The 26,400-nt window shown below is 60.7% G+C and carries 23 protein-coding genes; 3 read left to right on the top strand and 20 right to left on the bottom strand.

Going from position 1 to position 26,400, the window contains the following annotated elements; all coding sequences use genetic code 11:
- The first annotated feature begins 201 nt into the window (after positions 1-201).
- Positions 202-1,071: a LysR family transcriptional regulator gene (locus tag FFS45_RS20390; RefSeq protein ID WP_137956434.1), complete on the top strand. Its 870-nt coding sequence runs from the start codon at positions 202-204 to the stop codon at positions 1,069-1,071.
- A gap of 6 nt (positions 1,072-1,077) precedes the next feature.
- Positions 1,078-1,626, top strand: a complete 549-nt coding sequence (locus FFS45_RS20385) for a hypothetical protein (protein WP_137956433.1) — start codon at positions 1,078-1,080, stop codon at positions 1,624-1,626.
- 19 nt (positions 1,627-1,645) lie between these two features.
- Here the strand turns inward: FFS45_RS20385 and FFS45_RS20380 are convergent, their stop codons facing one another.
- From FFS45_RS20380 to FFS45_RS20330, 11 genes are all read right to left on the bottom strand, one after another.
- Positions 1,646-3,247 carry a peptide chain release factor 3 gene (locus tag FFS45_RS20380; protein ID WP_137956432.1) on the bottom strand — a complete coding sequence of 534 codons (1,602 nt, stop codon included), beginning with the start codon at positions 3,245-3,247 and terminating at the stop codon, positions 1,646-1,648.
- Positions 3,248-3,530: 283 nt separating this feature from the next.
- Entirely contained in the window at positions 3,531-4,922 is a 1,392-nt protein-coding gene (locus FFS45_RS20375; protein ID WP_137956431.1) for an MFS transporter, read from the bottom strand.
- A gap of 126 nt (positions 4,923-5,048) precedes the next feature.
- The gene (locus tag FFS45_RS20370) at positions 5,049-6,488 is read right to left on the bottom strand and encodes an NAD-dependent succinate-semialdehyde dehydrogenase (RefSeq protein WP_137956430.1); all 1,440 of its coding nucleotides are present in this window, start codon (positions 6,486-6,488) and stop codon (positions 5,049-5,051) included.
- Complete coding sequence (locus tag FFS45_RS20365; protein WP_137956429.1) at positions 6,485-7,522, bottom strand: aldo/keto reductase; 1,038 nt, start codon at positions 7,520-7,522, stop codon at positions 6,485-6,487. Before FFS45_RS20365 ends, FFS45_RS20370 begins: the two co-directional genes overlap by 4 nt.
- A 17-nt stretch (positions 7,523-7,539) precedes the next feature.
- Complete coding sequence (gene fae / locus FFS45_RS20360; protein ID WP_137956428.1) at positions 7,540-8,064, bottom strand: formaldehyde-activating enzyme; 525 nt, start codon at positions 8,062-8,064, stop codon at positions 7,540-7,542.
- 615 nt (positions 8,065-8,679) lie between these two features.
- A complete protein-coding gene (locus tag FFS45_RS20355) occupies positions 8,680-8,976 on the bottom strand; it encodes an H-NS histone family protein (protein WP_137956427.1) in 297 nt (98 codons plus the stop codon).
- Positions 8,977-9,093: 117 nt separating this feature from the next.
- The gene (locus FFS45_RS20350; RefSeq protein ID WP_137956426.1) at positions 9,094-10,293 is read right to left on the bottom strand and encodes a serine hydrolase domain-containing protein; all 1,200 of its coding nucleotides are present in this window, start codon (positions 10,291-10,293) and stop codon (positions 9,094-9,096) included.
- 156 nt (positions 10,294-10,449) lie between these two features.
- Positions 10,450-10,677 (bottom strand): hypothetical protein, encoded by a 228-nt coding sequence (locus tag FFS45_RS20345; RefSeq protein WP_137956425.1) that lies wholly within the window; start codon positions 10,675-10,677, stop codon positions 10,450-10,452.
- 579 nt (positions 10,678-11,256) lie between these two features.
- Complete coding sequence (locus FFS45_RS20340; RefSeq protein ID WP_137956474.1) at positions 11,257-11,472, bottom strand: hypothetical protein; 216 nt, start codon at positions 11,470-11,472, stop codon at positions 11,257-11,259.
- 161 nt (positions 11,473-11,633) lie between these two features.
- On the bottom strand, positions 11,634-12,191 hold the full coding sequence (locus tag FFS45_RS20335; RefSeq protein ID WP_171029694.1) for a BON domain-containing protein: 558 nt from the start codon (positions 12,189-12,191) through the stop codon (positions 11,634-11,636).
- Positions 12,192-12,269: 78 nt separating this feature from the next.
- Positions 12,270-13,781 (bottom strand): sigma 54-interacting transcriptional regulator, encoded by a 1,512-nt coding sequence (locus FFS45_RS20330; RefSeq protein ID WP_137956423.1) that lies wholly within the window; start codon positions 13,779-13,781, stop codon positions 12,270-12,272.
- Between the two features lie 313 nt (positions 13,782-14,094).
- Between FFS45_RS20330 and FFS45_RS20325 the strand changes: the two genes are divergently transcribed.
- Positions 14,095-15,495 carry a GntP family permease gene (locus FFS45_RS20325; protein ID WP_137956422.1) on the top strand — a complete coding sequence of 467 codons (1,401 nt, stop codon included), beginning with the start codon at positions 14,095-14,097 and terminating at the stop codon, positions 15,493-15,495.
- Between the two features lie 140 nt (positions 15,496-15,635).
- Here FFS45_RS20325 and FFS45_RS20320 read toward each other — a convergent pair whose 3' ends face one another.
- The 9 genes from FFS45_RS20320 to FFS45_RS20280 form a co-directional block, all read right to left on the bottom strand.
- Positions 15,636-16,913 carry a calcium-binding protein gene (locus FFS45_RS20320; RefSeq protein ID WP_249362859.1) on the bottom strand — a complete coding sequence of 426 codons (1,278 nt, stop codon included), beginning with the start codon at positions 16,911-16,913 and terminating at the stop codon, positions 15,636-15,638.
- A 13-nt stretch (positions 16,914-16,926) separates the two neighbouring features.
- Positions 16,927-18,006, bottom strand: coding sequence for a hypothetical protein (locus FFS45_RS20315; protein ID WP_137956420.1), 1,080 nt, complete (start codon positions 18,004-18,006; stop codon positions 16,927-16,929).
- On the bottom strand, positions 18,003-19,184 hold the full coding sequence (locus FFS45_RS20310) for a glycosyltransferase (protein ID WP_137956419.1): 1,182 nt from the start codon (positions 19,182-19,184) through the stop codon (positions 18,003-18,005). Before FFS45_RS20310 ends, FFS45_RS20315 begins: the two co-directional genes overlap by 4 nt.
- A gap of 13 nt (positions 19,185-19,197) precedes the next feature.
- Entirely contained in the window at positions 19,198-20,502 is a 1,305-nt protein-coding gene (locus FFS45_RS20305; RefSeq protein WP_137956418.1) for an oligosaccharide flippase family protein, read from the bottom strand.
- 84 nt (positions 20,503-20,586) lie between these two features.
- The gene (locus tag FFS45_RS20300; RefSeq protein WP_137956417.1) at positions 20,587-21,981 is read right to left on the bottom strand and encodes an O-antigen ligase family protein; all 1,395 of its coding nucleotides are present in this window, start codon (positions 21,979-21,981) and stop codon (positions 20,587-20,589) included.
- Positions 21,982-22,033: 52 nt separating this feature from the next.
- On the bottom strand, positions 22,034-23,041 hold the full coding sequence (locus FFS45_RS20295; RefSeq protein ID WP_137956416.1) for a glycosyltransferase family A protein: 1,008 nt from the start codon (positions 23,039-23,041) through the stop codon (positions 22,034-22,036).
- Positions 23,013-24,203, bottom strand: coding sequence for a glycosyltransferase family 4 protein (locus FFS45_RS20290; RefSeq protein ID WP_137956415.1), 1,191 nt, complete (start codon positions 24,201-24,203; stop codon positions 23,013-23,015). The genes FFS45_RS20295 and FFS45_RS20290 overlap by 29 nt, the downstream gene beginning before the upstream one ends.
- Positions 24,185-25,300 carry a glycosyltransferase family 1 protein gene (locus FFS45_RS20285; protein ID WP_137956414.1) on the bottom strand — a complete coding sequence of 372 codons (1,116 nt, stop codon included), beginning with the start codon at positions 25,298-25,300 and terminating at the stop codon, positions 24,185-24,187. Before FFS45_RS20285 ends, FFS45_RS20290 begins: the two co-directional genes overlap by 19 nt.
- Positions 25,297-26,394, bottom strand: coding sequence for a glycosyltransferase family A protein (locus tag FFS45_RS20280; protein ID WP_137956413.1), 1,098 nt, complete (start codon positions 26,392-26,394; stop codon positions 25,297-25,299). The genes FFS45_RS20285 and FFS45_RS20280 overlap by 4 nt, the downstream gene beginning before the upstream one ends.
- Positions 26,395-26,400 lie beyond the last annotated feature (6 nt).

Here is a 26,400-nt window from a genome sequence, read left to right as displayed (position 1 = left end):
CCCAAAGGCAGTAAGATGCGGCGAGGCGGCTGGCGGTCCGGGAGCGGGGCCGGCGGACACGCCGATTGCAGCACGATTGCCGGGCGGCGCACTGGAGACGAGGCGCCCGCGGCAATCGCAAGACAGTGACAACCATTGCGGACGGCAGGAGGCGCCACCCGGCGCACCACCGGACGACCAGAAAAGACAGAAGGTGAAGGTATGCGGCGCTTGCCATCGCTGATTGCGTTGCGCTTCTTCGAAGAGACAGCACGTCATTTGAGTTTTAACCGCGCAGCGAGCGCCCTGTGTGTCACGCAGGGTGCCGTCAGCCGCCAGATCAAGATACTGGAAGAGTCGCTCGGAGCGAAGCTGTTCGAGCGCGACCATAAAGGCATCCGGCTGACCGCCGCGGGTCTGCAGTTGCTGCCGTGCGTATCCGAGGCGTTCGATACGATCGAGCGCGGCGCGCGCCAGATCACTACCGCCCAGGGACGGCGGCGCCTCGTGCTATCGGTGCCGCCTACTTTCGCGACTCAATGGTTCTCGCCGCGGCTCGGCTCGCTGGCGGTGGAACTGCCCGATGTCGAACTCTCCATCCGCACCGAGCCGAGCGAGGATTGCCACTGCAACATCCGCTTTGGCCGCGACGCGCTGCCCGACGCGCATTCCGAGCTGCTGATGATAGAGCGCCACACGCTCGTGGGGGCGCCACATCTGCTGGGGCGCCCGCTCGAAACGCTACTCGGACGCTTGCCCGCGCTGCATGTGCTGCATAACGAGACGCGGCTCGATTTGTGGCCGAACTGGCTCGCCACAGCAGGCATGCCGGCGCATCACGCCGAGAACGGAATCGAGTTTTCGAATCTGGAACAAGCGATTCATGCGGCGCGTAAAGGCGCGGGGCTGGCGGTCGTCGACCGCAACATGATTATCGAGGAACTGGCCGACGGCAGTCTTGCGCGCATTTCCGAGATCGAGGTGAGCGGGCCGTTTGGCTACTGGCTCGACATCGCGCCACGACATGCCGCGCTCGAGCACGTGCAGGCGTTTGCAGGATGGCTGCGCGAAGAGGTTTTGAAGATGGGATGAGGTTGAATGGGGGTTTGCGCCGCCCATCATTTTCAAGACGGCCCCTGCGCTATGGCAGGCTTATATCAAAAAAGCCGCACGTTGGCGATGTTCTATACTTTCGTTGCCGTTTGCATAACGGTATTGGGGTTTGGCGGCGTAACGCGTGCAGCGGCGCGCAAAACCCTCATCCACGACAGCCGGATCATGACCGAAGACAAATCTCCTATGCCCAGATCGCTGGAAGCTCCCGCCAGCGATCAACTGCTCGATAGCATTCTCGAAAAGGCGACAACGGCCGCCCAGCAAACTGTCGAGCAGTTCGCCAGACTCGCCTCGCTGGCTCGGGACATTGAAGCGTGCAATTCGTCGCCCGCGAGCTGCGCAACGCTGCTCGCGGCGTTCGAAGAGATCGCCGCGAGCGCGGAGGCCAATGCAAAGCTCGACGTCGAATTCTTCCAGAGCTTGCGCAACGGGCTGATATTGAAGCACGAACTACGCCGCGCGCACCACGAAGACGCGGAACCGAGCTCGGAGATGACAATTCTCGCGCCGTCTACCTTGACGAAACATTGACCCGCAGCAAACGCGCCGCTTACATCGCCTTTTTGAACGGCGCGCCCGAATGCTCGCGCAACTCATTGAAGACGATCTTCGGCCACGCTTTCTGCGCGACTTCGATCTCGGAGATATGCGATGCGAGATACGTCGGCGCGTTGGATGCATCGAGTGCGATCCGCGCCGCGTAAGCGTCGTTGAAGCGGCGCAGTTCGGCCGCGTCGTCGCACGTCACCCAGCGCGACATCCGGTAACGCGCCGGCGCCATCCGCACATCGACCTTGTACTCCGTCGACAGACGGTGCGACACCACTTCGAACTGCAGTTGCCCCACCGCCCCCAGAATCATCAGGCCACCGCCCACCGGACGGAACACCTGGATCGCGCCCTCTTCGCCGAGTTGCTTGAGCGCTTCGCCGAGCTGCTTGGCACGCATCGGGTCCACGACTTCAACTGTCTGGAAAATTTCCGGCGCAAAGAACGGCAGGCCGACGAACTGCAGCGTCTCGCCTTCGGTCAGCGTATCGCCGAGACTCAGGGTGCCGTGGTTCGGGATGCCGATAATATCTCCCGGATACGCCTCGGCCACCGTCTCGCGGCGCTGCGACAGGAACGTCACCACGTTGTTGGCGCGGAACGTCTTGTTCGAGCGGGTCACCTTCAACGCCATGCCGCGCTCGAAATGCCCCGAGCAGACCCGGATGAACGCGACGCGGTCGCGGTGCGCCAGATCCATGTTCGCCTGCACCTTGAACACCACACCGGTGAACTTCGGTTCATCCGGCTCCACGGAACGTTGCACCGCCATGCGTGCAGAGGGCGGCGGCGCCAGATCGACCAGCGCGTCCAGAATTTCCTTCACGCCGAAGTTGTTGATGGCCGAGCCGAACAGCACCGGTGATTGCTGACCGGCGAGGAACTGCTCGCGGTCGAAATCCGGCGACGCGCCAGTGATCAGATCAATTTCTTCCTTCGCCTTGACCCACGCATGCCCGAAGCGGCGTTCGCCTTCTTCGTCGCTGAGCGCGTGCAGCGTTTCGACCTCGCCGCCCGCCTTGTCCTGCCCGGCGCGGAACAGGCGCACCTGGTCGCGCTGGATGTCGTAGACACCCTGGAAATCTTTGCCCATGCCAATCGGCCAGGTGAACGGCACGGCAGCGACGCCCAGATGCTGCTCGATTTCGTCGAGCAGCTCGAGCGGCTCGCGCACTTCGCGGTCGAGCTTGTTGATGAACGTGACAATCGGCGTCTTGCGGCTGCGGCAGACTTCGAGCAGCTTCAGCGTCTGCGCTTCAACACCGTTCGCACCGTCGATCACCATCACGGCCGCGTCAACCGCGGTCAGCACGCGGTAGGTATCTTCCGAAAAGTCCTCGTGGCCCGGGGTGTCGAGCAGGTTGATGACCGCATCGCCGTACTCGAACTGCATCACCGAGCTGGCCACCGAAATGCCGCGCTGCTTTTCGATCTCCATCCAGTCCGAGGTCGCGTAGCGATTGCTCTTGCGCCCCTTCACCGTGCCGGCAATCTGGATCGCGCCCGAGAATAGCAGCAGCTTTTCCGTGAGCGTGGTCTTGCCCGCGTCGGGGTGGGAAATGACCGCGAACGTGCGGCGGCGTTTGAGTTCGGAGACTGACATCGGGTCTGGCGGTCACGGATAGGGGTTCGGGCGGTCCCCAGAAGCTTGTGGCCTCTGGTCTGCCACGTCTGGCGCGGCGGCGCCGAACTGCGGGAGCCGGGTCCGGAAACCCGCATCACAGGGCAACCCGGCCGCGTCACAACCAGGTTGTGAACGGGCGTTTCAAAATTCGGGGGTTGCCGGCACAGAACAGCGCAGGGAACGAATGATACACGTCATGGGGACGGACGTATGGGAAATGGGGATTGGGGGCGGATGCCGCCCCACGCAGGCGCATTCAGGATTACGCGCCGCTTGCTTCGTTCAGCGTCAAATGCTTCGTCTCCGGCGCCCACGCAATCGACACCACCATGCCAATCAGCAGCACGACGGCCAGCATCATCATGGTTGCGTGAAAGCCCAACTGCGCAATGCCGAGCGGCAACAGAAACGTCCCCACCGCCGAGCCGAGCCGGCTACAGGCGATAGCGAGGCCCACCCCGCAGGCACGCACTTCCGTGGGAAAGCACTCAGGCGGAAATACGCCGACCAGATTCGAGAACGCCGACATGGTTAGCGTGAAGAGGGCGAATGCCACGATCATCGCGATCGTCGCCGACTCCGGCAACAGGCTCAGCGCCACCAGCGAGAGACAGGTGAGCGCGAACGAACCAATCAGAAACACCCGGCGCGGCAACTGGATGGTGAGCCAGATACCGACCAGCGCGCCGAGCACCAGAAATCCATTCAGCAGAAAGTCCGCCCCCGAGCCTTCGTTCAGATGAATCGCCTTGAGGATGGTGGGCAAGAACGTATAAATCGCGAAATACGGAATCACCAGGCACACGAAAAACGCACAGTTAAAGAGCGTGCGGCGAATCAGGTCCTTCCTGAACAGGCGCGCGAATCCGCCCTGGACATGACGGTGTTCATCGGCACCCGCACCGTCGAGCGTCACGTTCGGTCCGAAGTACCTGAGCACGACGGCTTTCGCTTCCGCGACGCGCCCTTTGCCGTTCAGCCAGCGCGGCGACTCCGGCGTGCCCATGCGCAGCAGCAGCACGATCAACGCCGGTACACCGGCCGAGGCCAGCAACCAGCGCCACGCATCGGGCGCAGCGTGTGCGTACTGCATGCCGAGCACGTTGGCCACCACATAGCCCACGGTCCACACCACGCTGAACGAACCTAGCAAGGTTCCACGATGCTTGCGAGGCGAGAACTCGGCCAGAATCGCATGGCCAACCGCGAAATCGCCGCCCATGCCGAAGCCGATCAACACCCGCAGCAGACACAACTCAAGCGGCGAGCTGACGTAGAACTGTGCGAACGCCGCGGCCGTGATAATCAGAAAGCTCAGCAAGAAAATCTTTTGCCGCCCCATACGATCCGATAGCCAGCCGAACACCAGGCTGCCCAGAAAGATGCCCATCAAGGCGGAGCTGCCGATCATGCCCATCCAGAAGGCGTCGAGCGGCATCTGACGATTCAGCGAAGAGAGGGCATAACCAATCGTGCCCAGCGCGTAGCCTTCGGTGAAATGCGCACCAAAGGTCAGGCCGGCAATCTTGACGTGAAACGCGTTCAGCGGAACGTCGTCGAGGGGAATGGGACCATGGACGGACGCGGCGTTACTTGCACGCTGCGGCGTAGGGGCGAGGCCAAGTGTCGCTGCCTGAATATCCTGATTGCTCACGCTGTCTCCTGTCTTGTTAGAGCAGCCGTGCGCAGCCAGCGTATTGCCGGAGAATCGCGCACGAGACTACATCGTCCGCTTCGCGCGTGCGCGGCGCGAAGCGGACTGTTACGGGTAGTGCGACGACTAGCGGCCGAGACCGCCCATCATCATGTACTTCAGTTCCATATACTCATCGAGCCCGTACTTCGAGCCTTCGCGGCCCAGCCCCGACTCCTTGACACCGCCGAACGGCGCCACTTCGGTTGAGAGGATGCCTTCGTTGACCGCCACCATGCCGCTTTCCAGGGCCTCGGCCACGCGCCATGCCCGGCCGAGATCGCGCGTGTAGAAGTATGCGGACAACCCGAACGGCGTGTCGTTAGCTGCAGCGACCGCCTCTTCTTCGGTCTTGAAGCGGAAGCATGCCGCCACCGGACCGAAGGTCTCTTCGCCGGCAACCAGCATCGACTTCGACGCCTCGACCAGCACCGTCGGTTCGTAAAACGTGCCGCCGAGCGCGTGACGTTTGCCGCCGGTCAGCGTTTTGGCGCCCTTCTCCAACGCGTCGGCCACATGGGTTTCCACTTTCTTCAACGCCGCAGCGTTGATCAGCGGCCCCTGTTCGACCTCCCCTTCAAGCGCATTGCCGACGCGCATCTTCTGCACGGCCTTCGTCAACGCCTGAGTGAAAGCATCATAGATGCCGTCCTGCACGTAGAAGCGATTAACGCACACACAGGTCTGCCCAGTGTTGCGAAACTTTGAAGCCATCGCGCCTTGCACCGCGGCTTCGATATCCGCATCGTCGAACACGATGAACGGTGCGTTGCCGCCGAGTTCCAGCGAGAGCTTCTTGAGCGTGTCCGCAGATTGCTTCGCGAGCAGCTTGCCGACGCGTGTCGAACCGGTGAACGAGAGCTTGCGCACCACGGGCGAAGCGGTCAGTTCACCGCCAGTCGCCACTGCATCGCCGGACACGATATTGAACACGCCGGCCGGAATGCCCGCCTGTTCGGCCAGCACGGCCAGCGCGAACGCGGACAGGGGCGTTTCTTCCGAAGGCTTGAGCACCATCGTGCAGCCCGCGGCCAATGCCGGACCAGCCTTGCGCGTAATCATCGCCAGCGGGAAATTCCACGGCGTGATAGCCGCGACAACCCCAATCGGCTCACGCGTCACGATGATCTTCGCTTTCGGATTCGGGCTCGGAATCACATCGCCGTAGGCGCGCTTCGCTTCCTCGGCAAACCATTCCAGGAAGCTTGCGGCATAGCCCACTTCCCCGCGCGCTTCGGCAAGCGGCTTGCCCTGCTCGCGCGACATCAGCTCGGCGAGCGCGTCGCGGTTCTCGAGCATGAGCTCGCCCCAGCGCTTCACACGCGCGCCGCGTTCCTTCGCGGTCAACGCACGCCACGCCGGAAACGCGCGTTCGGCAGCGGCAATTGCTTGCCGTGTTTCCGCCGCGCCGCCCTTGGCCACGTTGGCGATCAGCTCACCATTGGCCGGATTCAAAACGGCATACGTCTCGGCGCCTCGATGCCACTCGCCGTTGATGTAGTGCCCAGTGCGGAGAAAATCGCTCATGCTGCTTTATCCAGGGTTTGGGCGAACGCGCCTTGCGCCGGCCGCGGCTCGCGGGCGATGCGCTTGCCTGCCGTGTAATCGTTGATCAGATCGCACGGCGTGTAGTTGCGCTCGAGTTCGTGGAGTTCGTCGATGGAGAGCTTCGTATCCAGTGCGGCGAGCGCGCTGTCGAATTGCGCGGGCGTATCCGCGCCGACCAGCATACTGGCGACGCCGCCATGATTCAGCACCCAGGCCTGCGCGATCTGCGCTGCCGGGACACCGCGCGCCGCTGCCACACGCGCCACCGAAGCCGCGATTTCACGCGAAGCCGAATCGCCGTACATTTGTGCGGTGAAGAAGTCGGTCTGGTTACGCGTGGAGTTCGGGTCGCTCGTCAGCAAGCCGCGTGCGAGGGGGCTGAACACCGAGACGCCCACGCCCTGATCCTCGCAGTACGGGATCATCTCGCGCTCTTCCTCGCGATAGGCCAGGTTCAATTGCAACTGCATGTTGATCGGCTTGTGCCAGCCATTGCGCTCGCAGACCTGCATGATCTTGGCGAACTGCCACGTATACATGGTGGATACGCCGATATAGCGCGCCTTGCCCGCACGCACGATATCGTTCAACGCGCCCATCGTTTCTTCGACCGGCGTGTTCACGTCGAAGAAGTGCAGCATGTAGATATCGACGTAGTCCATGCCCAGGCGTGCGAGCGACGCGTCGATGCCATCCATGATGTGCTTGCGCGAATGACCGCCGGCGTTCTGATACGTGCCCATGTCGTAGCCGACCTTGGTCGTCACGACGATCTCTTCACGGCGCGCGATGCGCTTCAGAATGCGGCCCACCACCTCTTCGCCGACACCGGTCGAATAAAAATCTGCCAGGTCGATAAAGTTGACGCCGGCTTCGAGCGCATGACGCACGATCGGCTCGCTTTGCGCTTCGTCGAAAATCCACGGCTTCCATTGCGGCGTGCCCATGTTCATTGTGCCGAGGCACAAACGCGACACTTTCAGGCCCGACTGGCCGAGGCGAACGTATTCCATTGTGTTTGTCTCCTGTCTTAACGCTGCTTCGGCGTGTAGAACGGGTTCGATACGTCGCGCGCGGCGGCGAACACTTCGTCACGATGCGGCAAGCCTTTCATCGCGGCGAGAATCGCGTTCTTGCAGGCGCGGTAGTTGTTCTCGAACACTGCGTCGAGATTGTCGGTCTTCGGATTGACCCAGTTTGCCGACACGACAACCCAGTCGTTTTCCGCTTCCGGCGGCAACGTGCCATTCTCGAGCGACTCGGCGACTGCCTTGGCGATGCCCGCTTGCGATGCACCCCACGTGGCATTGCCGTGGAAGTCGCCTTCGATCTGCGCCTTGTTCACATACAGCGTCAGCGGCTTGGTGGGAATACCCGGGCGGGCGATCACCACGAACGGCGCGTGACCGGCAGACGGCGTCGACAGCGCGGTGGCGAATGCCTGGCCGGCCGGGCCATTACGCGGACCGACCAATACGTTGATGTGCGCGAGGTTCACGCCCGGGCCTTCGAAACCTTCGCCAATATAGAGTTGCTTTTCCGTCGATACGCTCATGTCTGATCCCGTCAAGGGTTGGGGGTTGATGAGCGGATTGTGCTATTCGAGATGAGCGACCATGAATTGATGTTTTTTGATCCTGGGTATGAGGCGGACTCAACTCCGGGTTTCTCCTAGGCGAACTGACGCAGTGGCAACGGTTTCGCCGTTAAGGTGAGGGTTTTCGGGAGCTTGGGCGCAAACGGCAAAAAACTCGCTTGCGGTGAGGGTTATCGGCCCTGCGCACGCACCGGACATCCTGGCGTGCGGGCTGGTCCGAAGCGCGACAAACGGCGAAAGCAACGCGCTCAGGGCACACGAAAACAGCGCCTGACGGATCACCTATAGGTCAAGTAATCCCTTGCCAGATAAGGCATTCAGACTTTTCGCCAGGCACAACTCAGTACTTGACACGGCAAGCGGGACTCACGCATTAAAACCGTGCACACTGGATGACAGCATTTCAGAAAACGGAACAGTGCCGCAACACAATGCGCAGCCGCTCAGGGATTCAGCGGCTGCGGCAAACGGGAAAGGTGAGTGTTTTCGGGACTAACGCGGCGGTGCGTAAAGTTGTCAGCGCCGCTTCACTTGTGGCGGACGGCACGCCGCCTGGGGCGTACCGTCCATTCGCTACGCCTCGCCGGTGATCAGGAAGCGCTCGCGATTCTTACCTGCGAGCCAGCCCGGCGAACGGCCGCGGCCGCTCCATGTTTCGCCGGTCTTCGGGTTGCGATATTTCGCCGGCAACGGGGTCTTCTTTGCCGCCGAACGTTTGCTTGAGAAGCCAAGTTCCTCTGCGGTAATGCCGTACTCCACAATCTTCTGCTTGATATCGGCAATCGCCTGCTCAATTTCTTTTTCCCGAGCGAGCGCGACTTCCTTGTGAAGCTTTTCGAGCTGCGCAGTCAATTGCTTGTAAGTGGCCATATACGGTCGTCTCCAGTCGGTTGGATAACTGCAGTGTGACCCTATCAGATCGAAAAGGTGCCGGATAGCACCGCCGATGCATTTCCGGTTTAACAGCGCCCGAAGCAGGCGCTTCGATCAATCGTCAATGGCATCGTACAGACGGCGCTCGAACTCGACCGACATCGGAAACGGCTCGACCGCGCGGCGCTGGATCAGCATCAGCCCAATCAGGTTTTCCACCGGATCGGCGAACCAGCTAGTGCCGTACGCCCCTGGCCAGCCGAACGAGCCAGTCGAGCGATAGCCGAGCGGCAACTGCTGCGCCGGATCGTCGACGATGGACAGGCCCAGTCCAAAGCCCTGGCCTGCCCAGACGATTTGCCCGAATGCAGGCACCCGGCGTTGATCGCGGCTCAGGAAGTTAGATCGCATCAGGTCGACCGAGCGATGCGAAAGCAGACGGGTCTCGCCGACCCGGCCGCGCGCCAACAGCAAGCGGGCGAACTGCAGATAGTCTTCGGCCGTGGAAACGAGCCCGCCACCGCCGCCTTGAAAACGCTTCGGGTTCGCCCAACGGCTCGTTGCCGGCCGATCCTCGACGACACGCTCGCGCGTACCCGGATGGATGCCGTAGGCCGTCGCGAGCCGGGCGAGTTGTGTCTCGGGCACCGAGAACGCAGTGTCGCGCATCCCCAACGGTTCGAAGATGCGGGTGCGAAAAAACTCGCCGAGCGTCAGACCGCTGACGCGTTCAATCAGCACACCCAGGATGTCTGTCGCGATGCCGTAGTGCCAGCGCGTGCCCGGCTGGAACATCAACGGCAGCGTCGCCACCCGCGCGAGCCACGCGTCCGGGCCCGCCTGCGATTCAATGCCGTTGAAGACGGCCTCATACGCCTCGGCGATCGGTCCGGTGGCGGTGAAGTGGTAAGCAAAGCCGGCGCGATGAGTGAGCAGGTCCAGCACCGTGATTGGCGCCCGCACCGGCTCGGTCTGGTCGAGCGGACCCGAGACATCGCGCAGCACGCGTGGCGACGCCAGTTCGGGAAGCCAGTGCGCCACGGGAGCATCCAACGCGAGCTGATCCTGTTCGATCAGCATCATGATGGCCGCGCTCGTGACCGGCTTGGTCATGGAGGCGATACGAAACAGCGTGTCGCGCTGCATGGGAAGCTGCTCGGCCTCGTCGCGCCAGCCTGACGGCTCGAAGTGCGCTATCTCGCCGTGCCGCCACGCCAGCGTGACTACGCCCGCTACTTCACCACGCTCCACATAGCCCTGCATGGCGGTCGTCACGTGTGCGAGTCTCGCCGCGGAAAATCCTGCTTTTTGCATCCGTCGTCCTGAATGAGCAATGTCTGCGTACCGATGCCGGGGTGACCGTCACCCCAAGCAAGCGGCACAAAATCGGCAAAATTTGGACGTTCCGGTTACGGCGTTACCGCATCAGGTAAAAATGATACGTAACGTTATCGGACTGTCAGCTAAACGTTACCGTACATTGGTCGAACTGAGGGTCAATTCTTCGCGCGCCTCGAGTGCGCTCAGTGCTTCGTTGAGCCGCCTGACGCGGCTCGCATGGGACGGCATCAGAGCCGCGTCTGACACCGATTTGAGCCGGTTGCGCCAATATGACAACGGAATGCGGTCCGTGGCGGAAATCCGTGCAATCACCTGTTCAAGATGCAGGATGTCTTTTTCGAGTTGATGGTGATTCATTACTTTCCCCGGAAATATTTATCTGACCGAAAGCAAAAGCATGAAACGTGCCGCTTGGCGCTTCTCTCACCGCACCTGGAAAATCTTCCCGGCTAACTTTGTTAGATATGTGCCGCGCATTTGACGGGAACATGAGTGCGGTAGCGCTCTGGCAACAACGATAAAGGCAAGCGCACGAGGCGTCCGTTACCCGCCGCACCGACAAATGCGGGTTCGTCAATAAACCACCGCCTGTAATAACGCGTGAAGAAAATGCAATAACGGCGCCAAAGCGGCTTGCATGTTCCTCATTCTGGGAATGAGTAGTCAGCGGCTCATGAAAATACGCCGCATGTCATTCCCAAACGGGCGTTGCGGGCGAGTTAAATCCCCACCCAATATGACCGTATGGTGCAATGCATTTATGACACGGTGAACGATTTCACCGCAGGGGACAGGTCTTTGCGGATTCTGAACGCCTGGCCGGGCCACGGCCGGTTCAGACGGGCCACGCCGGCCCGGGGGATACGCCCGCCGCTGCCGCGCCTCGCGCCTCGCGGCACGGGCAGCGGGCAGCGGGGCGCGAAAGAACTACTGCGGCTACTGCGCGTTCGACTTCACAGGGCAGGCGTAGATCAGGCTGAGGGTGCCGTCATCCCTTGACTGGCGGACCGTCTCGAACTGGCCGCCGCAATTGGCGCGCGCCTGCTGCGCGCACGAGTCCGAGCCCTGCGGACACTGAACCAGCGTGGTAGGCCGGCCGTCAGGCAGGAACAGCGGCGGGCTGCTGCTGCAACCGGCGAGAGCCGCGAGCATGGCAAAGCCGCCAAGCGTGCCGAGCGCCGCACGCAGGGTGCGGGCTGTACGGCCTGCATGTTCCGTTCGTGCAGAGAATGAGTAGCTGCGTTTCATTGAGAGCCCCGATCCGTATCTAATTCTTCGACCCAGCGATTGTGCCATGCGCGCGTTGCACTGCGTCACTCGTGAGCAGCGGGCGTGTCGCCGGGACTGCTTGCCGGGTCGCTCACAGGGGCATCCGGTGCGGCAAGCGTTTTGTAGGGAAGCGGTCCGTGTGCATCCGTGCCGATCCGCATGAAGACCTGCTCGACGTCGGGAATCGCTTCGAGTTGCTGTTGCAGCGCGCGGCGATCGAACGAACGCGGCGCACATCCTTCGGCATAGACGAAGCGGCGCTGCACGGTGATCCACACGCTGGCGCCGTCGAACCCACGGGCATCCGCGAAGTGCGCGCGGATCGCGTCGGCGATCGGCGCGTCGTAGAGGTACGAGTTTGGCTTCGAGCACTTGTGCGCGAGCCAGCAAGTCGTGCCGCGCTCGACCCGGTAGTGCGCGTCGTCTTCCATTTGCGCACGCGTCGTCAGGGGGCCGAGCGGGGTCGGACAATCGGCGAAGCCTTGAGAGAGCGTGAAGAACGGGTCGTTGTACCAGTTCTTGAACTCAGGCTCCTGCGCGTACCCTGAAGCGCTCAGCAGCAACAGGCACACCGGCAGCGCAACGACAGACCAGGACTTCATCGCACCTCCCGACTGTATTGATCGGACTACCATCCAAAGATCGCTACGAGTGCGCTCGCAGACTCTGCTTCCCTTCGCTCAAACAGCGATACCGTATGCCGCGATTTTCTTATAAAGCGTGGCGCGCCCCATACCGATCTGCGCCGCCGTCTCGATCACGTGCCCGCCGTTGGCGCGCAGCGCCTCGCTCAGAAAGCGCTTCTCGAAACCGGCCATCGCCTCGGCCCACGATAGCGACGCTTCGGTGTCCCGCTGCCCCGCCGCAAAGTGCGCGTTCGCTGCAAGCGGCACATTGACTGGATCGGACGCGAGCGCCAAACCCGCGGCAAACGGCATTGCACTGCTGCGGCTCCCCTGCAACGGACTGATGAACGGCGCAAGCGCATCGGCATCAATGCGCTCGCTATCGGACAACATCACCGCCCGCTCCAGCGTGTTGCGCAACTCCCGCACATTGCCGGGCCACGCGTGTGAGCACAGCAGACGCAACGCGTCTTCCTGCAATTCGAAGTGAGCGCCACCATGAGCGCGCGTGGACAGGTCTTCGAGCATCGCATAGGCGAGCGATTCGATATCCGCGAGCCGCTCGCGCAGCGGCGGCGCGTGGATCGTCAGCACGTTCAGACGATAGAACAGATCCGCACGGAAGCGCCCCGCCGCGACCAGCGCCGGCAGATCGGCCGAGGTCGCCGCGATAATGCGCACGTCGGCGCGCACGATGCGGTTCGAGCCAAGCGGCTCGAACTCGTTGTCCTGCAGCACGCGCAACAGCTTGCCTTGCAATGGCAGCGGCATATCGCCGACTTCGTCGAGAAACAGCGTGCCGTGATCGGCCAGTTCGAACTTCCCGACCCGCCCCTTGCGCTCCGCACCGGTGTAGGCGCCTGCCACCGCGCCGAAGAACTCGACTTCGAGCAACGTCTCGGGAATCGCCGCCACGTTGACGGTGACGAGCGGCTGGTTGGCCCGTCCCGACGCACCGTGGATCGCATGCGCGAGCAGTTCCTTGCCGGTGCCGGTTTCGCCGAGCAGCAGCACCGGCGAATCGACCTGCGCCGCCCGCCTGCCCTGGCGCTTGACCTCGAGGCTCGCCGCGCTGGTGCCCACAAAGCTTGCGAAGGTGTACTTCGCCCGCCGCGCCTGCGCGAGCGACTGGCGAGTGGCAATCAGCTCCTGCTGCAAGCGCGAGTAGTGTGAAAAAAGCGGCGTCAGCGCTTTCAGTTCGTCGAACAGCGCGAAGCCCACCGCGCCCACGGTCGCGCCGCTCTCGTCCTTCAGCGGCAGACGCGTGACCACGAGCGGCTCCCGGTCCGTCTCGAGGATATCGAGCAGAATCGGCTTGCCGGTCTTGACGACCTCGCGCATCAGACTGTTGGGAATCACCGCCTCGCAGTCCCGGCCGATGGCCTGCTGCGGGTCGGCAAAGCCGAAGCGGGCCGCGTAGCGTTTGTTGATCCACACCACGCGCGCATCGGCGTCGACAATGAACGTCCCCTCGCTGAAATTCTCGAAGGTTCGAAACAGCGATTCCATCGCCCGGCGCAGCACATCGCTGTAGTTGGCAGGCAAGCCTGCCCAGTCGTTCATCATCCTGTTGCTGTCTCCAGATATTTTTTGTCGTATGGTTTGTCTCTATTTGGAGACAAGCTTATCTCAATGCGGAGATCGCCCGCAAGCCTTGTCAATAAAGGCTGACGAGTAAATTCAGCGCTCCGCCTGTCAGCTCGCGTCCCGAAATGGAGACGTTTCTGTACAATCGTCCGCAGCGCGCGCCGGCGTCATGCCCAACAGGCAAGGCAGGAGGCTGGCGAAGCACATGTGGCACGAAACCTGCGTTCGCGGGCCCGGGTCGCAGCGCCGTCGGGCGCGCGAACACGTAGAACAACCAAGTTCCGGAGACTCAATGTCCTTTATCATCGTCCTCGCCGCTCTGGCGTTTCTGATGTTTGCCGCGTATCGCGGCTACAGCGTGATTCTTGTCGCGCCCATCGCCGCCCTCGGCGCCGTCCTGCTGACCGACCCGTCGGCGGTTGCGCCCGTGTTCTCCGGCATCTTCATGGAGAAGATGGTCGGCTTCGTGAAGCTCTACTTCCCGGTCTTCATGCTCGGCGCAGTGTTTGGCAAAGTCATTGAACTGTCGGGCTTCTCCGAGTCGATCGTCGCCGCGGCGATCCGGTATATCGGCCGGTCGCGGGCCAATGCGGTCATCGTCGCGGTCTGTGCGCTGCTCACCTACGGCGGCGTTTCGCTGTTCGTCGTTGTGTTCGCGGTGTATCCGTTCGCGGCCGAGCTGTACCGCCAGAGCAATATCCCGAAACGCCTGATGCCGGGTGCGATCGCACTGGGTGCGTTCTCCTTCACGATGGATTCGCTGCCGGGCACGCCGCAGATCCAGAACATCATCCCGACCACCTTCTTCAAGACGACCTCGTGGGCCGCGCCCGCGCTCGGCACGATCGGCTCGGTGTTCATCATCGTCGTCGGACTGACCTATCTGGAATGGCGCCGCCGCGCCGCCATGGCCAAGGGCGAAGGTTACGGCACGTCGCTCGTCAACGAACCGGAGCGCATCGAATCGAAGCAACTGCCGCATCCGTTGCTGGCGATAGCGCCGCTCGTGCTGGTGGGCGTAGCGAACTTCGCGCTGACCAAGCTGATCCCCGACTGGTACGGCGCATCGTACACGGTCGCACCGGAAGTGCTGCCCGGCATTCATGCACCGGTCACGACGTCGATCAAGGCCGTGGTTGGGATCTGGGCCGTTGAAGGTGCGTTGCTGCTCGGCATCCTGCTGGTCATGCTGACCGCGTTTCGCCGCATGCACGAGCGCTTCGCAACGGGCACCAAGGCGGCCGTTGCCGGTGCCTTGCTGGCCTCGCTCAATACCGCGTCGGAATATGGCTTTGGCGGTGTGATCGCCGCGCTGCCGGGCTTCCTGGTGGTAAGCGATGCGCTCAAGAGCATTCCGAACCCGCTTGTCAACGCAGCCGTATCGGTGAGCTCGCTCGCGGGGATTACCGGTTCGGCATCGGGCGGTATGAGTATCGCGCTCGCCGCCATGTCGGATACGTTTATCAAGCTGGCCACCGCCGCGCATATCCCGATGGAAGTGCTGCACCGGGTCGTGGCAATGGCCAGCGGCGGTATGGATACGCTGCCGCACAACGGCGCAGTGATCACGCTGCTGGCGGTGACGGGCTTGACGCACCGCGAGTCGTATCGCGACATCTTCGCGGTGACGATCATCAAGACGCTGGCGGTGTTCTTTGTGATCGCGGTGTATTACACGACCGGGTTGGTTTGAGTGGAGGGTGGGGCTGACACTCGTGAGCCCCTGATCCTCAGCCTGAGCGCAACGGCCCGACTGGCTTACGCTAGTCGGGCCGTTTTCATTTTCAGAACGGCTTCACGGAAAATGCGGCCCCGGTTCGAGCGGCCCGCAAGCTAATTCGGGAACACCACATCTAGCAAAATGGGGTGATCGGGAACGTCGACCCTTACCTGTTGCACGTTGCGTTGCGTCTGGAGAGGAGCGATGCCGCGCATCGGGTCATAGAGATTCACGCGCGCAGCCATGCTGCCCAAATCGACGAAGACCGTTGCAGAAGGCGAATTCAGCGGCTTTCCGCTCGTGTGGTCCCAGAACGGCACCTCGTTCCATAGGACGAGTTCGAGTGCTCCGTCGCTCTTACGCAAAAGCAAACTTCTGCCAGAGGGGGGCAGGTCCGTCAACGTATAACGCCAAGCCTCTCCTTCCAACCGGTTTAAAGCGGTGCCGCCGTTTGCTTTCAACATCGAAGTGAGATTGTGCAGCGCGAATGCGGCCGGTTTCGCCCGGTTCTCGAAGGTGAACAAACCGTAGTGCATACCGGCATCGACCCCGCGAGGGTCCGCCTTTTCATCCAGAAGTTCGTAGAGGTACATTCTGGATACGCCCGAGGCGGCTGCATCGAACAAGCCATTCAAGATGCCTTTTGCCTGGCTTTCCTCATCAACGCCGATCTGATACCAGCCGCTCTGTGGCAAGCTGAAATAGCCAAACTCGGTGATGACCAGTGGAAGATCAAATCTCTCCACTCCCCTGATTCCCATCTTTATCCACGCATCGCCATTTGCGTTGTAGCCGGGCTGTTCCCCGTTCTGCGGGTATACATGCTGGTTGGCGTAGTCAGCAGAGCCAAAACGGGTTGTGACTGACGAGACGTTGTACCCAGTCAGATCGTAGACGGGAATACCCGCGAGCGAGGGATCGCCGCGCACAAAGGCGTAGATGGCCCTCTGTGCCGCCAATCCCGCCGCGTCGCCCTTAAGACCATCATAGGTGACCGGCCAGTTGTTGATTTCGTTAAATCCCTCCACAGCGTCGACGCTACCTCGTGAGGCTGTCTCGACCGCCTTGATCTGCGCGAGCGAATGGGCGATCTCGCTTCGAACGAGAAAATCAAACTTGATATCGGAGACTGCCAGGTAAGCATATGAGGACATTGGCGCAGATGCTCCGGGCGAAGCATCCCGAACATGACGCACGCCGAGCCAAACCAGATCATCCCTCACGTTCTTCACATTGGCGTAAGCGCCATCTGTGTAATTGATGTGCGTGTTGACCGCAATTCCGTCCACAAAGCGATCGGCACTCATGGCTTGATATGCGGCCGCGGGCGCCCCCAGAAGAATCCCGGCGACGCTCGAAATGACGCACAGAAGACGCGCAAGATCCCTCATTCCGCACCCTGAGTCAAAGCGACTCGATCAGTTTGGCGTATCGGCTTCGACATGCTTTCCAGCCGAATTCGTCTATCGCTGCCTTAGCCACGGCGTCCATCGCCTGTGGCGTCCATTCAGTCACCAGACGCTCGACGATGGCCGGTAGCTCGGTGATCTCCTCAAATAAGATCACGCAGCCATATCTGTGCGCCGCCCATTTCATAAAGGGCGTTGCACGCGCAACAATGACCGGCAACCTTCCTATTGCCTCAAAGAAAGCACCGCTCACCAACATCGAGTCGGCAACGTGAGGCAACACCAGAACGTCGAGCGAAGACATTTTGCGCTCGAAATCGCTCTCGCCAAGAAAGGCATCTTCGATCGATATGAATGATGCGAGGGAACGGTCGGCAACAATTTTCCGTAACCGCTCGACATACTCACGTGCCCCCTTCCCCGCTATGGTCAGCGCGACACCATGCGGCCAGACCTCGAGCACATCATGAACCGCTTTATAAGGCCGGATTGCACCGAGCATGCCAAACCGCGGGATCGCATTTGACTGCATCTGCCGCTGCGCTCTTTTTCCGGGTACATCCCAGTAGAGCGGATGCGGCAGGTAGGTCGCACCGTAGCGAGAAGCCGCGTTGGGCGCGTGAACAACACGCGCCTGTGCCAATCTGCAAAGGAGGTGAATGAGAAACACCGAAGCTTTCCTTGCAGTCGACGTCGTGTCGTGCACAGCATGGTTATGGATAAAGTAGACCACCTTGGCGCGACCAAAAAACAAAATGGCGCAATAAAACGCGAAGACCACACTTCCTTTCAGCGACAACCTCTGGCTGCCATCCTTCCATCTGAAAGGACGCGATTCCAGCCAGTTGAGCACAACAATCGACCTCCGGCTGAAAACATCAAACACTCCGCCTCTTAGCAAGCTGGCAACCGAAAGAGGCTCAACCATGCAGCCCAGCTCACGAAACAACTGCTTTTGTATTTCTATGTACGCATTCGTGTCGTTAGAAAACGGGGAAAGGAGCACTTTGATCTTCTTGAACTCCGTCTCGCGTGTGCGCGCACCTGAACCCAATCTCCCGAAGAGCCTCATCATATATCGCACCGGTTGAGCATGAGAGAGGTGACGTCAGGCGTCCTGAGCGCCGCTTCCAGACGAGCCAATTGTCTCTCGGGACTGCTGGCTTCCCACCCGGCCTTTGCAACCTTGGCGAGGTATACCGGGTCGTCATAAAACCGGCGCATGGCGACCGCTGCAGCGCCAACATCAGGTTCAGCCCAGGTCACCTCTCCGTAGACACCCCCTTCATCACGCATGGTGGTGAGCTCACAGGGAATGAGAACACTGTCCTCGTCGCTCATGAAATCGAGGTTACCTGACCATGCGGTGGCAAGCGTCGCAAGTCCGAAGAGGCGCGCTTCCAGAAGCGGCAGCCCGAATCCCTCGGCACGGTGCAGCGAAACATACGCATGCGCGCTCGAAAACAACCTGTCCACCTCGGTTCGCGTCATCGTTTCCTGGATGACCCGGATTCGTGCGTCACCTCCAATCTCCGCGAGAAGCGTGTGCACTTCTTTCGAAGACTGGTTGGCCTGAAGCTTGACCACAAGGGAAACATCTCTTTCACTCGGGAAAGCGCTGCGAAACGCCGCGACAACCGCACGAGGGTTCTTCCGCGCAAGACTCGATCGCGCATCGGCCATGGTCAGGAAAGTCAAGGGCTCTTCGCCCTTTCGCCATCCACGCGGGCTACCCCGCTTCAACAGCACATGAGGCACAACACGAATCGGACAGGCATAAAGCTTCGACAGGCTTTGCGCCGAAAATCGGCTAGGTGTCCAGATCTCGTCCCAAAGGTCCTCGTACTTCGGCCAGTCTCCGGGCGGTTCAGCAAGCTCCCACGCGAAATACCCAATTAGCTTTCCGCTGCGGATCAGGCGTCGCAGCGGCCACGCCAGAAGCAGGAGTTGTGGCGCCGCGCAATGAAACACGAACAGGCCGCCCCTCTTGCAGAAGATCCTTTTGAGCGGACTGCGCATCACAGAGGTGACATCGGGCTGCTCGACCTCGTACCCAAGCGTCTGAAGTGCGAGGCCGTTGTATACGGCCCCATTCGCAAGGCCATTCTTCAAACCGTACCGGCAGACGATCTTGATGGAGCTGGGTGATCGAGCACCCAGCGGGTCATCCTGTTTGCGTCGCATGGCTCGATACGCAACGGTCGTGAATACCGAAAGATATGCAGCCTTTGCGAACTTGAGTATCCGTTGCATCACGCGCTTCCCGTCAATCGGTTCGCCAGTTTTCACCAAATTCGTTGGTCGCCATCTGCATGCGCTCCATGTCGAAGAGCTCGTGGAGCAGATTGGCGCGACGCATACCGGCCAGCAGAACCAGCAGGAGCGTCAGTTCTCCCACCAACCTTGCGCTGGCCATACCCAATGCCCCCCAGTGGCTGGCAAGCGGGACCGCAAGCGCTATATTGACCAACGCGCTGATCACACCCGCGCGAGCAAGCAAAGCCTCGCGCTTACGCGGGATCAGAAAATACATGGCCAGTACCTGAGTGCAGACACTGATTGGCAATATGACCGCCAGCAAACGCAACACCGGCACGGTGCGCTGAAAGCCTTGTCCAAAAACGAGTGGGACCAGCCAACCTGACAGCGCTATCGTCACCAGCATTGCCATCGTCGCGCAGCCGAAGAAAAGCATGAAAATCCGCCGCATCATCGAATTGGCGCTCATGCGATCCTGGACCACCAGGCGTGTCACTCTCGGGACCAATATCTGGGCGGCCGGCGCCATCAGGCTCAAAGCCGCAGCAATGAGTCGTTCCGCAACGCCGAATGCACTGACCTCGGAGGCGGAGGCCAGTATGGAAAGCAGGTATGTCGAGGCTCCAATCAGCAATGTCGACGTGCCGCCATAAACGAATATGACCGTCGATTTCTTGATCAGGTCAAGCGCCTGCGATAGTCCAGAGAGGAGTCCGGAGAATTCTCCGCGCACCGTCCAGTAAGCCAGAGACAATTGAATCAGGCATGAAATCAGCAACATCAGGAACACGCGATTGAGGTCCGATGGCCGATGGATAAAGCCAAAAATAAGGACCAACGACACGCCAAATCCGATCACCTCGATGATCACGCTGATGCGGGCTCGTCCCGAGCCGGTGAAATACCAGCCGAGATTAAACGCGGCGCCCAAACCGAGCATGATCACCGCAATCCCGACGGGTAACCGGCTACTAAAAATGTGCGAAGCGGCAATCGCCACGCAGCCAAGAATCAGCGCGGGCAAGCACAGCAGCAAGCGGGCGCTGAAGTGGCTACGCAAGATGGCAGCCCGGCCGTCGCGATCGCTTGCGTGTACCGTGTCGCGCGCACCTACCGTCGAAAACCCATAGTTGACAAACAGCCATATTGAATTCGACAGGGACATTCCTGCCAGGACAACACCATAGCCGTCGGCCCCAAGAACGCGGCCGTAATATGGCAACAGCAAAAGCGGATACAGATATCGAAAGGCGTACGCAACGTACACCGCAAATAACTCTACCCTGGAGGAGGATGACTTTATCTGATTCACGGGCGCACCCAGTGGTCCTTCGCGAAAAATCCGGCAAACTCGCACAATCGGTTCTTCGTCACATATCGAGCAATGTCCAAGGCGTCAGGCGAGCACGCTCGTGTCGCTACGAAACCGCAACTGCGCCATACCTGAGGTGTTGAACGCGGCAGCGGCAAACAGGTAAAAGCATGGACCGAGATCGAACACCGTCCCCGAAATCGCCGCACAGATCAACACCGCCAGCATCGCTTGACCGGCGCAATAGCTGACGACCTTGTCATCGATTAGCCTGAGCTTCTGTGCTGGAATACGTAGCGACCGGTAGCAGAACAGGGCAAATAGCGTAGCGCCTACCACACCGACATTGGAGAGCGCGAGCGCCAGGAAGCTCGACGCACGAGAGCTTCCCAAGCCAACACCCAGACCGTCCGTTTCCACGAAATTTGTTAGTGCCTGCATATTCCAGGCGCTGCGCTCCACCCCGGAATCACTATCGAGTTTCTGCAGGAGTGTTTCATCAATCAGGTTTGAAGCCGTTTGGATAACCGGCGAATCGATCGCGATCAATAATCCAATCGTAAAGATGACTAGCAGAAGACAGAGCGCCGCAATTCTGATCTTCCGGCGGCGGCTCGACGGCGTTACCGATCCCGATCGGCCCAGCAAAAAGGTGCCTATGTACACAAGCAACCCGAGGTATGCGGTCGACGACGTCGATGCTGCCAGAAATGCGATCGTCAACAACGCGACCACGCCGCTTATGCGCCTTCTGTATCCCAACAACCAAAGGTTTGCGGAAAACGCAAACAACGGCAAAGCAAAGGAAGAGAATGCCGAAGCCTCGGAGAACGTCCCGGTAATTCTCGCCATGCCGCCAACTTCCGCGCCGTCAATGATCGCGTACTGAGCAGTCTTGATCTCAGAGAGCAAGTCCATGCCGGTCGCCGATGAGGCCAGATCGAGAATCGCCGCTGCGATGTTGAGCGTCGCCAGAAAGAGGATTGCGTTTGCAAAATAGCGACTGGCGTTGCGCTTGCGCATGAAAATCGACATGCTCACATAAAGGGCGAACTCTCCGAACAGATACAGCGACTGACTCAGGTTTCCGGAAACGGGTGCAAGCGGTTGCAGCCACGCTTGCCCGGTACTTGAATCGGTACGGTCGATGGCAAATACAAGCGTCGAATCGTGCAAGACGCGTGGAAGCGCAACCGCGCTCACCGACGCGTACAACACCAGGCAGAGGAGCCAAAGACCGGGATTGCCTCTCTCGAAGCATTTCATCCAGACGCCTGGACTGGCACTGCATAGCGCACGGCAGACAAAGAACAGCAGAAAGAGATTGGCGGGAAGAATACCGAAATTACCCAGCGAAACCGTTTCTGTCGCACCAAACAGCGCACAGGTCGCCATGCCGTAGATCGCCCACTGGAACGGCAAAACGAGGCAGAGCGCTCCCAGGACGATCACAATCACACCGAATACGCTGATATCCATAGCAATCAGAAAATTGAATTGGGTGCAGGCAAATACGAACGCTCAATACAACTCACCGGTCGATCTGCAGCACCCGCTGAGGGTGACCGACACCACGCAGCAGATCCGCACACGCCAGCAGGTTTCCCTTGAAGCGTCCTCGATAGTCCACAAACGGATGAACCACGACGCTGTGAAGCGCATTCGAAAGCAAACTGCGGGCAATAAGCGTGAGCGCCTTGCGGGTGCGCATCGTGCGTTTCTTCATCAGAAACACGGGATTTGCAATCTGCGAATAGCCGAGCCGTCGGCCGGAGGTCCGGCCAAGCTTTGAACCCAGATGCACGCCGACACAGCTGGGCTCGTAGACAACCCTTCCGAGACGCGCGGCCTGCCCCGTAAAGTCCTGGTCCTCCTGCCATCCGTAGAGCGGCAGTGCTTCATCGAAGCGGTACATCACGATGGCCCGGTCCACGAAAGCCATGTTGCAGCCATACACACACGCCACCGCTCTTCGCGTGTCGCCTGATGCCCAGTGGGCCTGTGGAGGGATCGAACCGCTCAGGTACGCATTTGCCTGGTCCTCGGATAGACCGGGCCCCTTGACCCCGTCCGCAAGCACGCGCCCCGTCATCGCGACCACGCTCGGATCGCTCTGGAACACTTCGGCGCACGCTGCAAGCCAACTGCGGGCCGGGCGGAAGTCGTCGTCAAAGAATGCGGCAAACCATGACTCATCAAACGGCTCGCCGTCCCGGTCTGCCAGTAACGCGTCGATGCCGCAGTTGCGCTGGAATGTGGACCCGGGCGTCGGCGATATGAGCAAACGCAAGCGAGTTTTCAGAAGTATCGGATGTGCATCGAGACCAGCCAGATCAGCCGGTTCAGATCCGATCACATAGATGCCGTCCGCGACGCTCTCCTGCTCGAGCATCGCATCGAGCAGATAGCGGACTTCGGGCGCCCGTCCCTTGGTAGCAACAATCACATACTTTTTCATTGTCGTTTCGAAACAAGAGGGTTCACAAACCGATTGCGGCCCAGGTATGACATCAGCACCGATTCCGTTCGATGACAGCAAACAGCTCAGCCCGGAATCGCTCAGCGGTAAAACGCAATGCGTTGTTACGGCACACCTCGGGGGCGAACCGGCCTGCCGCTTCAAAGCGCTCTACCGCTTCGACGATATCCACCACCGTCTGCTGCTGGAAGAACACGCCCGTGCGGACTTGCGGATCGTGGGATTCGAGCACTGTCTCGAGCACGCCCCCCCTTCCGTATGCGATCACCGGAGAACCGCATGCCTGCGCTTCGACCGGTGCAATGCCGAAGTCCTCCTCTGCGGCAAACACAAATGCCTTGGCGCGCTGCATGTGATCCACCAGCACTTCATTCGATTGATAGCCGAGCAGCGTCACATTCGGCGTTGCTATCGATCGCACACGTTCGAAATCGGGACCGTCACCGATTACGACAAGGCGCCTGTCCGGCATTTGCGCAAAAGCTTCGACAATCAGGGGCACGCGCTTATAAGGCACCATGCGCGACGCGGTCAGATAGAAGTCTTCCTTACTCGTGCCAAGCTGGAATCTGTCGATATCGACAGGCGGGTACACCACCGTCGAGTCATATCCATACGCCTTCCTGATGCGGCGCGCGACGAAATCCGAATTTGCGACAAATGCATCGACTCCATGCGCCGTGCGTTGATCCCAGATACGCATGTAATGCAGCGCGGCGCGCGCGAGCCAGCTCTTCAGGCCGGTCCTGAGTCCTGCTTCGGCGAGGTACTGATGTTGCAGGTCCCAGGCATAACGAATCGGCGAATGCACGTAGCTGACGTGCAACTGGTTCGGTCCGGTGATGATCCCCTTGGCCACCGCGTGACTTGAAGAGATCACGAGGTCATAGGCCGATACGTCCAGTTGCTCGATGGCGAGCGGCATCAACGGCAGATAGGCGCGATACGCCGACCGCGCCCGCGGCAAGCGTTGAATGAACGACGTTGTCGCGCGCTTTCCTAGCAGCGCGCCGCGGTTTTCGTCCGGCAAAAAGTCGACCACGCTGAACAGGTCCGCGTCTGGCCAGATTCCAATGATCTGCTCAAGAACCTTTTCCGCGCCCGCGAAGGACGTCAGCCAGTCATGCACGACCGCGACCCTCCTGAATCCGCGTGACTGATTCGCGGTAGACGGACGGGACGAGATCTCGTCGAGACGAGCGGCTACTGGTGCACGGTCCATGGCGATATCTCTTTGAGCAGTTGCATGGCACTCGCCCGCCACGTGAGCTCACGCGCACGCGCAAGTGCGCGCTCGCGTAGCCAGGCGCGCAGTCCGGCGTCTCCGGTGACGCAGCCAAGCATCGCCGCTAGCGCCGCCGGATCGTCTGGAGAAACGTACAACGCGGCGTCGCCACACGCTTCACGTACCGCCGGAAGGTTCGCAGCGATCACGGGACATCCGAGCGTCATCGCCTCAACGGGCGGCAAGCCAAATCCCTCATAGCGGGACGGATGAACAAAACACGCAGCATGACGAAAGAGCGCCTTGAGCTCGGCGTCGGAGACGAAGCCCACCTGCTTCACCATCGCAGGCAGCGCGCCGGCGCCAGTGCCATAAACGGCTGAATCTGTGCCGCCGGCTACCGCGACGTCGAACGACGCATCGCCCATCAACTTCAATGCATCGGCTATGAGGCGGAAGTTCTTGTGGCGATTCAGACTGCTCACAGCGAGCACGAATGGCCGCTTCCCCAGTCCGAATTTGCCGAGCACGTCCGAAGCCTCTGCCGGACGCAGCATGTGTTCGCCGCTTTCGGAGACGATCCCAATCTTCTCTGCAGGAATCCGGTAAGCCTCGCGTATCTCGCCACTGGAAAACCGCGAAACCGTGAGGATGCGTCGCGCGGAACGGCCCACGCACGGCGCCATCAGGCGGTACCAGGCGCGAAATGCACGACTGTAGCTATCGGGAACGCGCACTGGAGCGGCATCGTGCAAGACCGTCACCTGGTTACGGAAAAAGAGCGGACCTGAATTGCACATGTTGAGCAGCAATGCACCGCGCGTCCCGCGCGGCAGACCGATCTGTTCCCAGCGTTGACCACGCCCGCCCTGGACAGTACGCATCGCAATGCGCGAAAACGGGTTGACGATCGGCCGTTCGCCGCCGGGCACAAGAACCTCGACATTCAGTCCATCGACAACCGGGTGCTGCTCGGCGAGCAATTCGTCGATGCTGCGCACCACTTCGAATGCGAAGCGATCGACGCCGGTTGGCGAGCGAAACAGAAAGCGTCCGTTGATCGCAATGCGGCGCGCCATGCTGGTCGGGTTCATCGGCCCTCCTGATTGCGGCCAGGGGCCGCGCGCTCACGGGCGCCTGCGTGCCGCTGCCGTCCACCGCCAGGCCGTCGCGCGAGAGGGTTCGCGATATAGGTAATCGCGAAGTCGGAGAGCGTGGCGGATGGCAGCAGGCACAGACTCGTCAATGCAAGCGCGCCGAGTTTCTGACCGACACCCCAGAAAGGGTTGGCGACGATCGAGTGAAGGTAGCTGCGCGATTCCAGCGCCAGCCAGCGCCAGCGGCTGGCCAGAGACGCCCGATGCACTCGCAGGCAGAAATAGGCCTTCTCAAACGAGAAGTCATGAAATGCCGGCGGCAATTCCTCCCCGAGACGGGCACGCGCAAGCGCTTGCAGGATGCTCCAGCGCTGGGAAAACGCTTTTGGCGCCTTGTGCACATCTTCCGAGTTCGCAAACCACAGGCGCGGCGTACCCGTTGCCGGCTTACCGTCTTGCGGCACGGCCTCATGGTGAATCCGATAACCGCCAAGCGCGCTCGCAATGGGCAACACGTTGCCGACCAGCGCTACCCCATATATGGCGTAGAAGTCAGCGCCATAACGCGTATCCTTCGACTCCGGAACGGGGAAGACGCGCCGAAGCGCCCGCAGACAATATGCATTGCCCGACGCAGGCGGCGACGGATAGAGCCAGCCGCGCCGCAACAAGCGGGCACAATCGGCTGGCGGGTCCGAGTGAGGGACGTGGCTTCCGGTACGCTCACCCTGGGCCGCAATCACATCAAGCCGGAATTGCACCTTCGCGTACTCGCCCGCCTCGAACGCCCGCACCACCTCCGATACCGCGTTCGGGTACAGCACGTCGTCCGCGTCGAGAAAAATTGCGTAGTCGCTGCTAACGAGTTCGATCGCAAGGTTGTACGCCGACACCTGACCGCCGTTGGCCTTGAACACCGCCTGGACACGCGAACCGAAACTCGCAATGATGTCCACGGATCGATCCGTGGATCCGTCATCGATCACGAGCACGCTGGTTGCGGGATAGTCCTGCGCCAGTGCGGAAGCAACCGCTTCCCCCAGATAGCGCTCGTGGTTGAAATTGCAGATTACGATCGTCAACGTTTTCATGACGTG

Source organism: Burkholderia sp. 4M9327F10 (assembly GCF_005503145.1).
GTDB lineage: Bacteria > Pseudomonadota > Gammaproteobacteria > Burkholderiales > Burkholderiaceae > Paraburkholderia.
The sequence above is the reverse complement of the archived record's forward strand: the minus strand, read 5'-3'. Positions and strand labels throughout refer to the sequence as shown.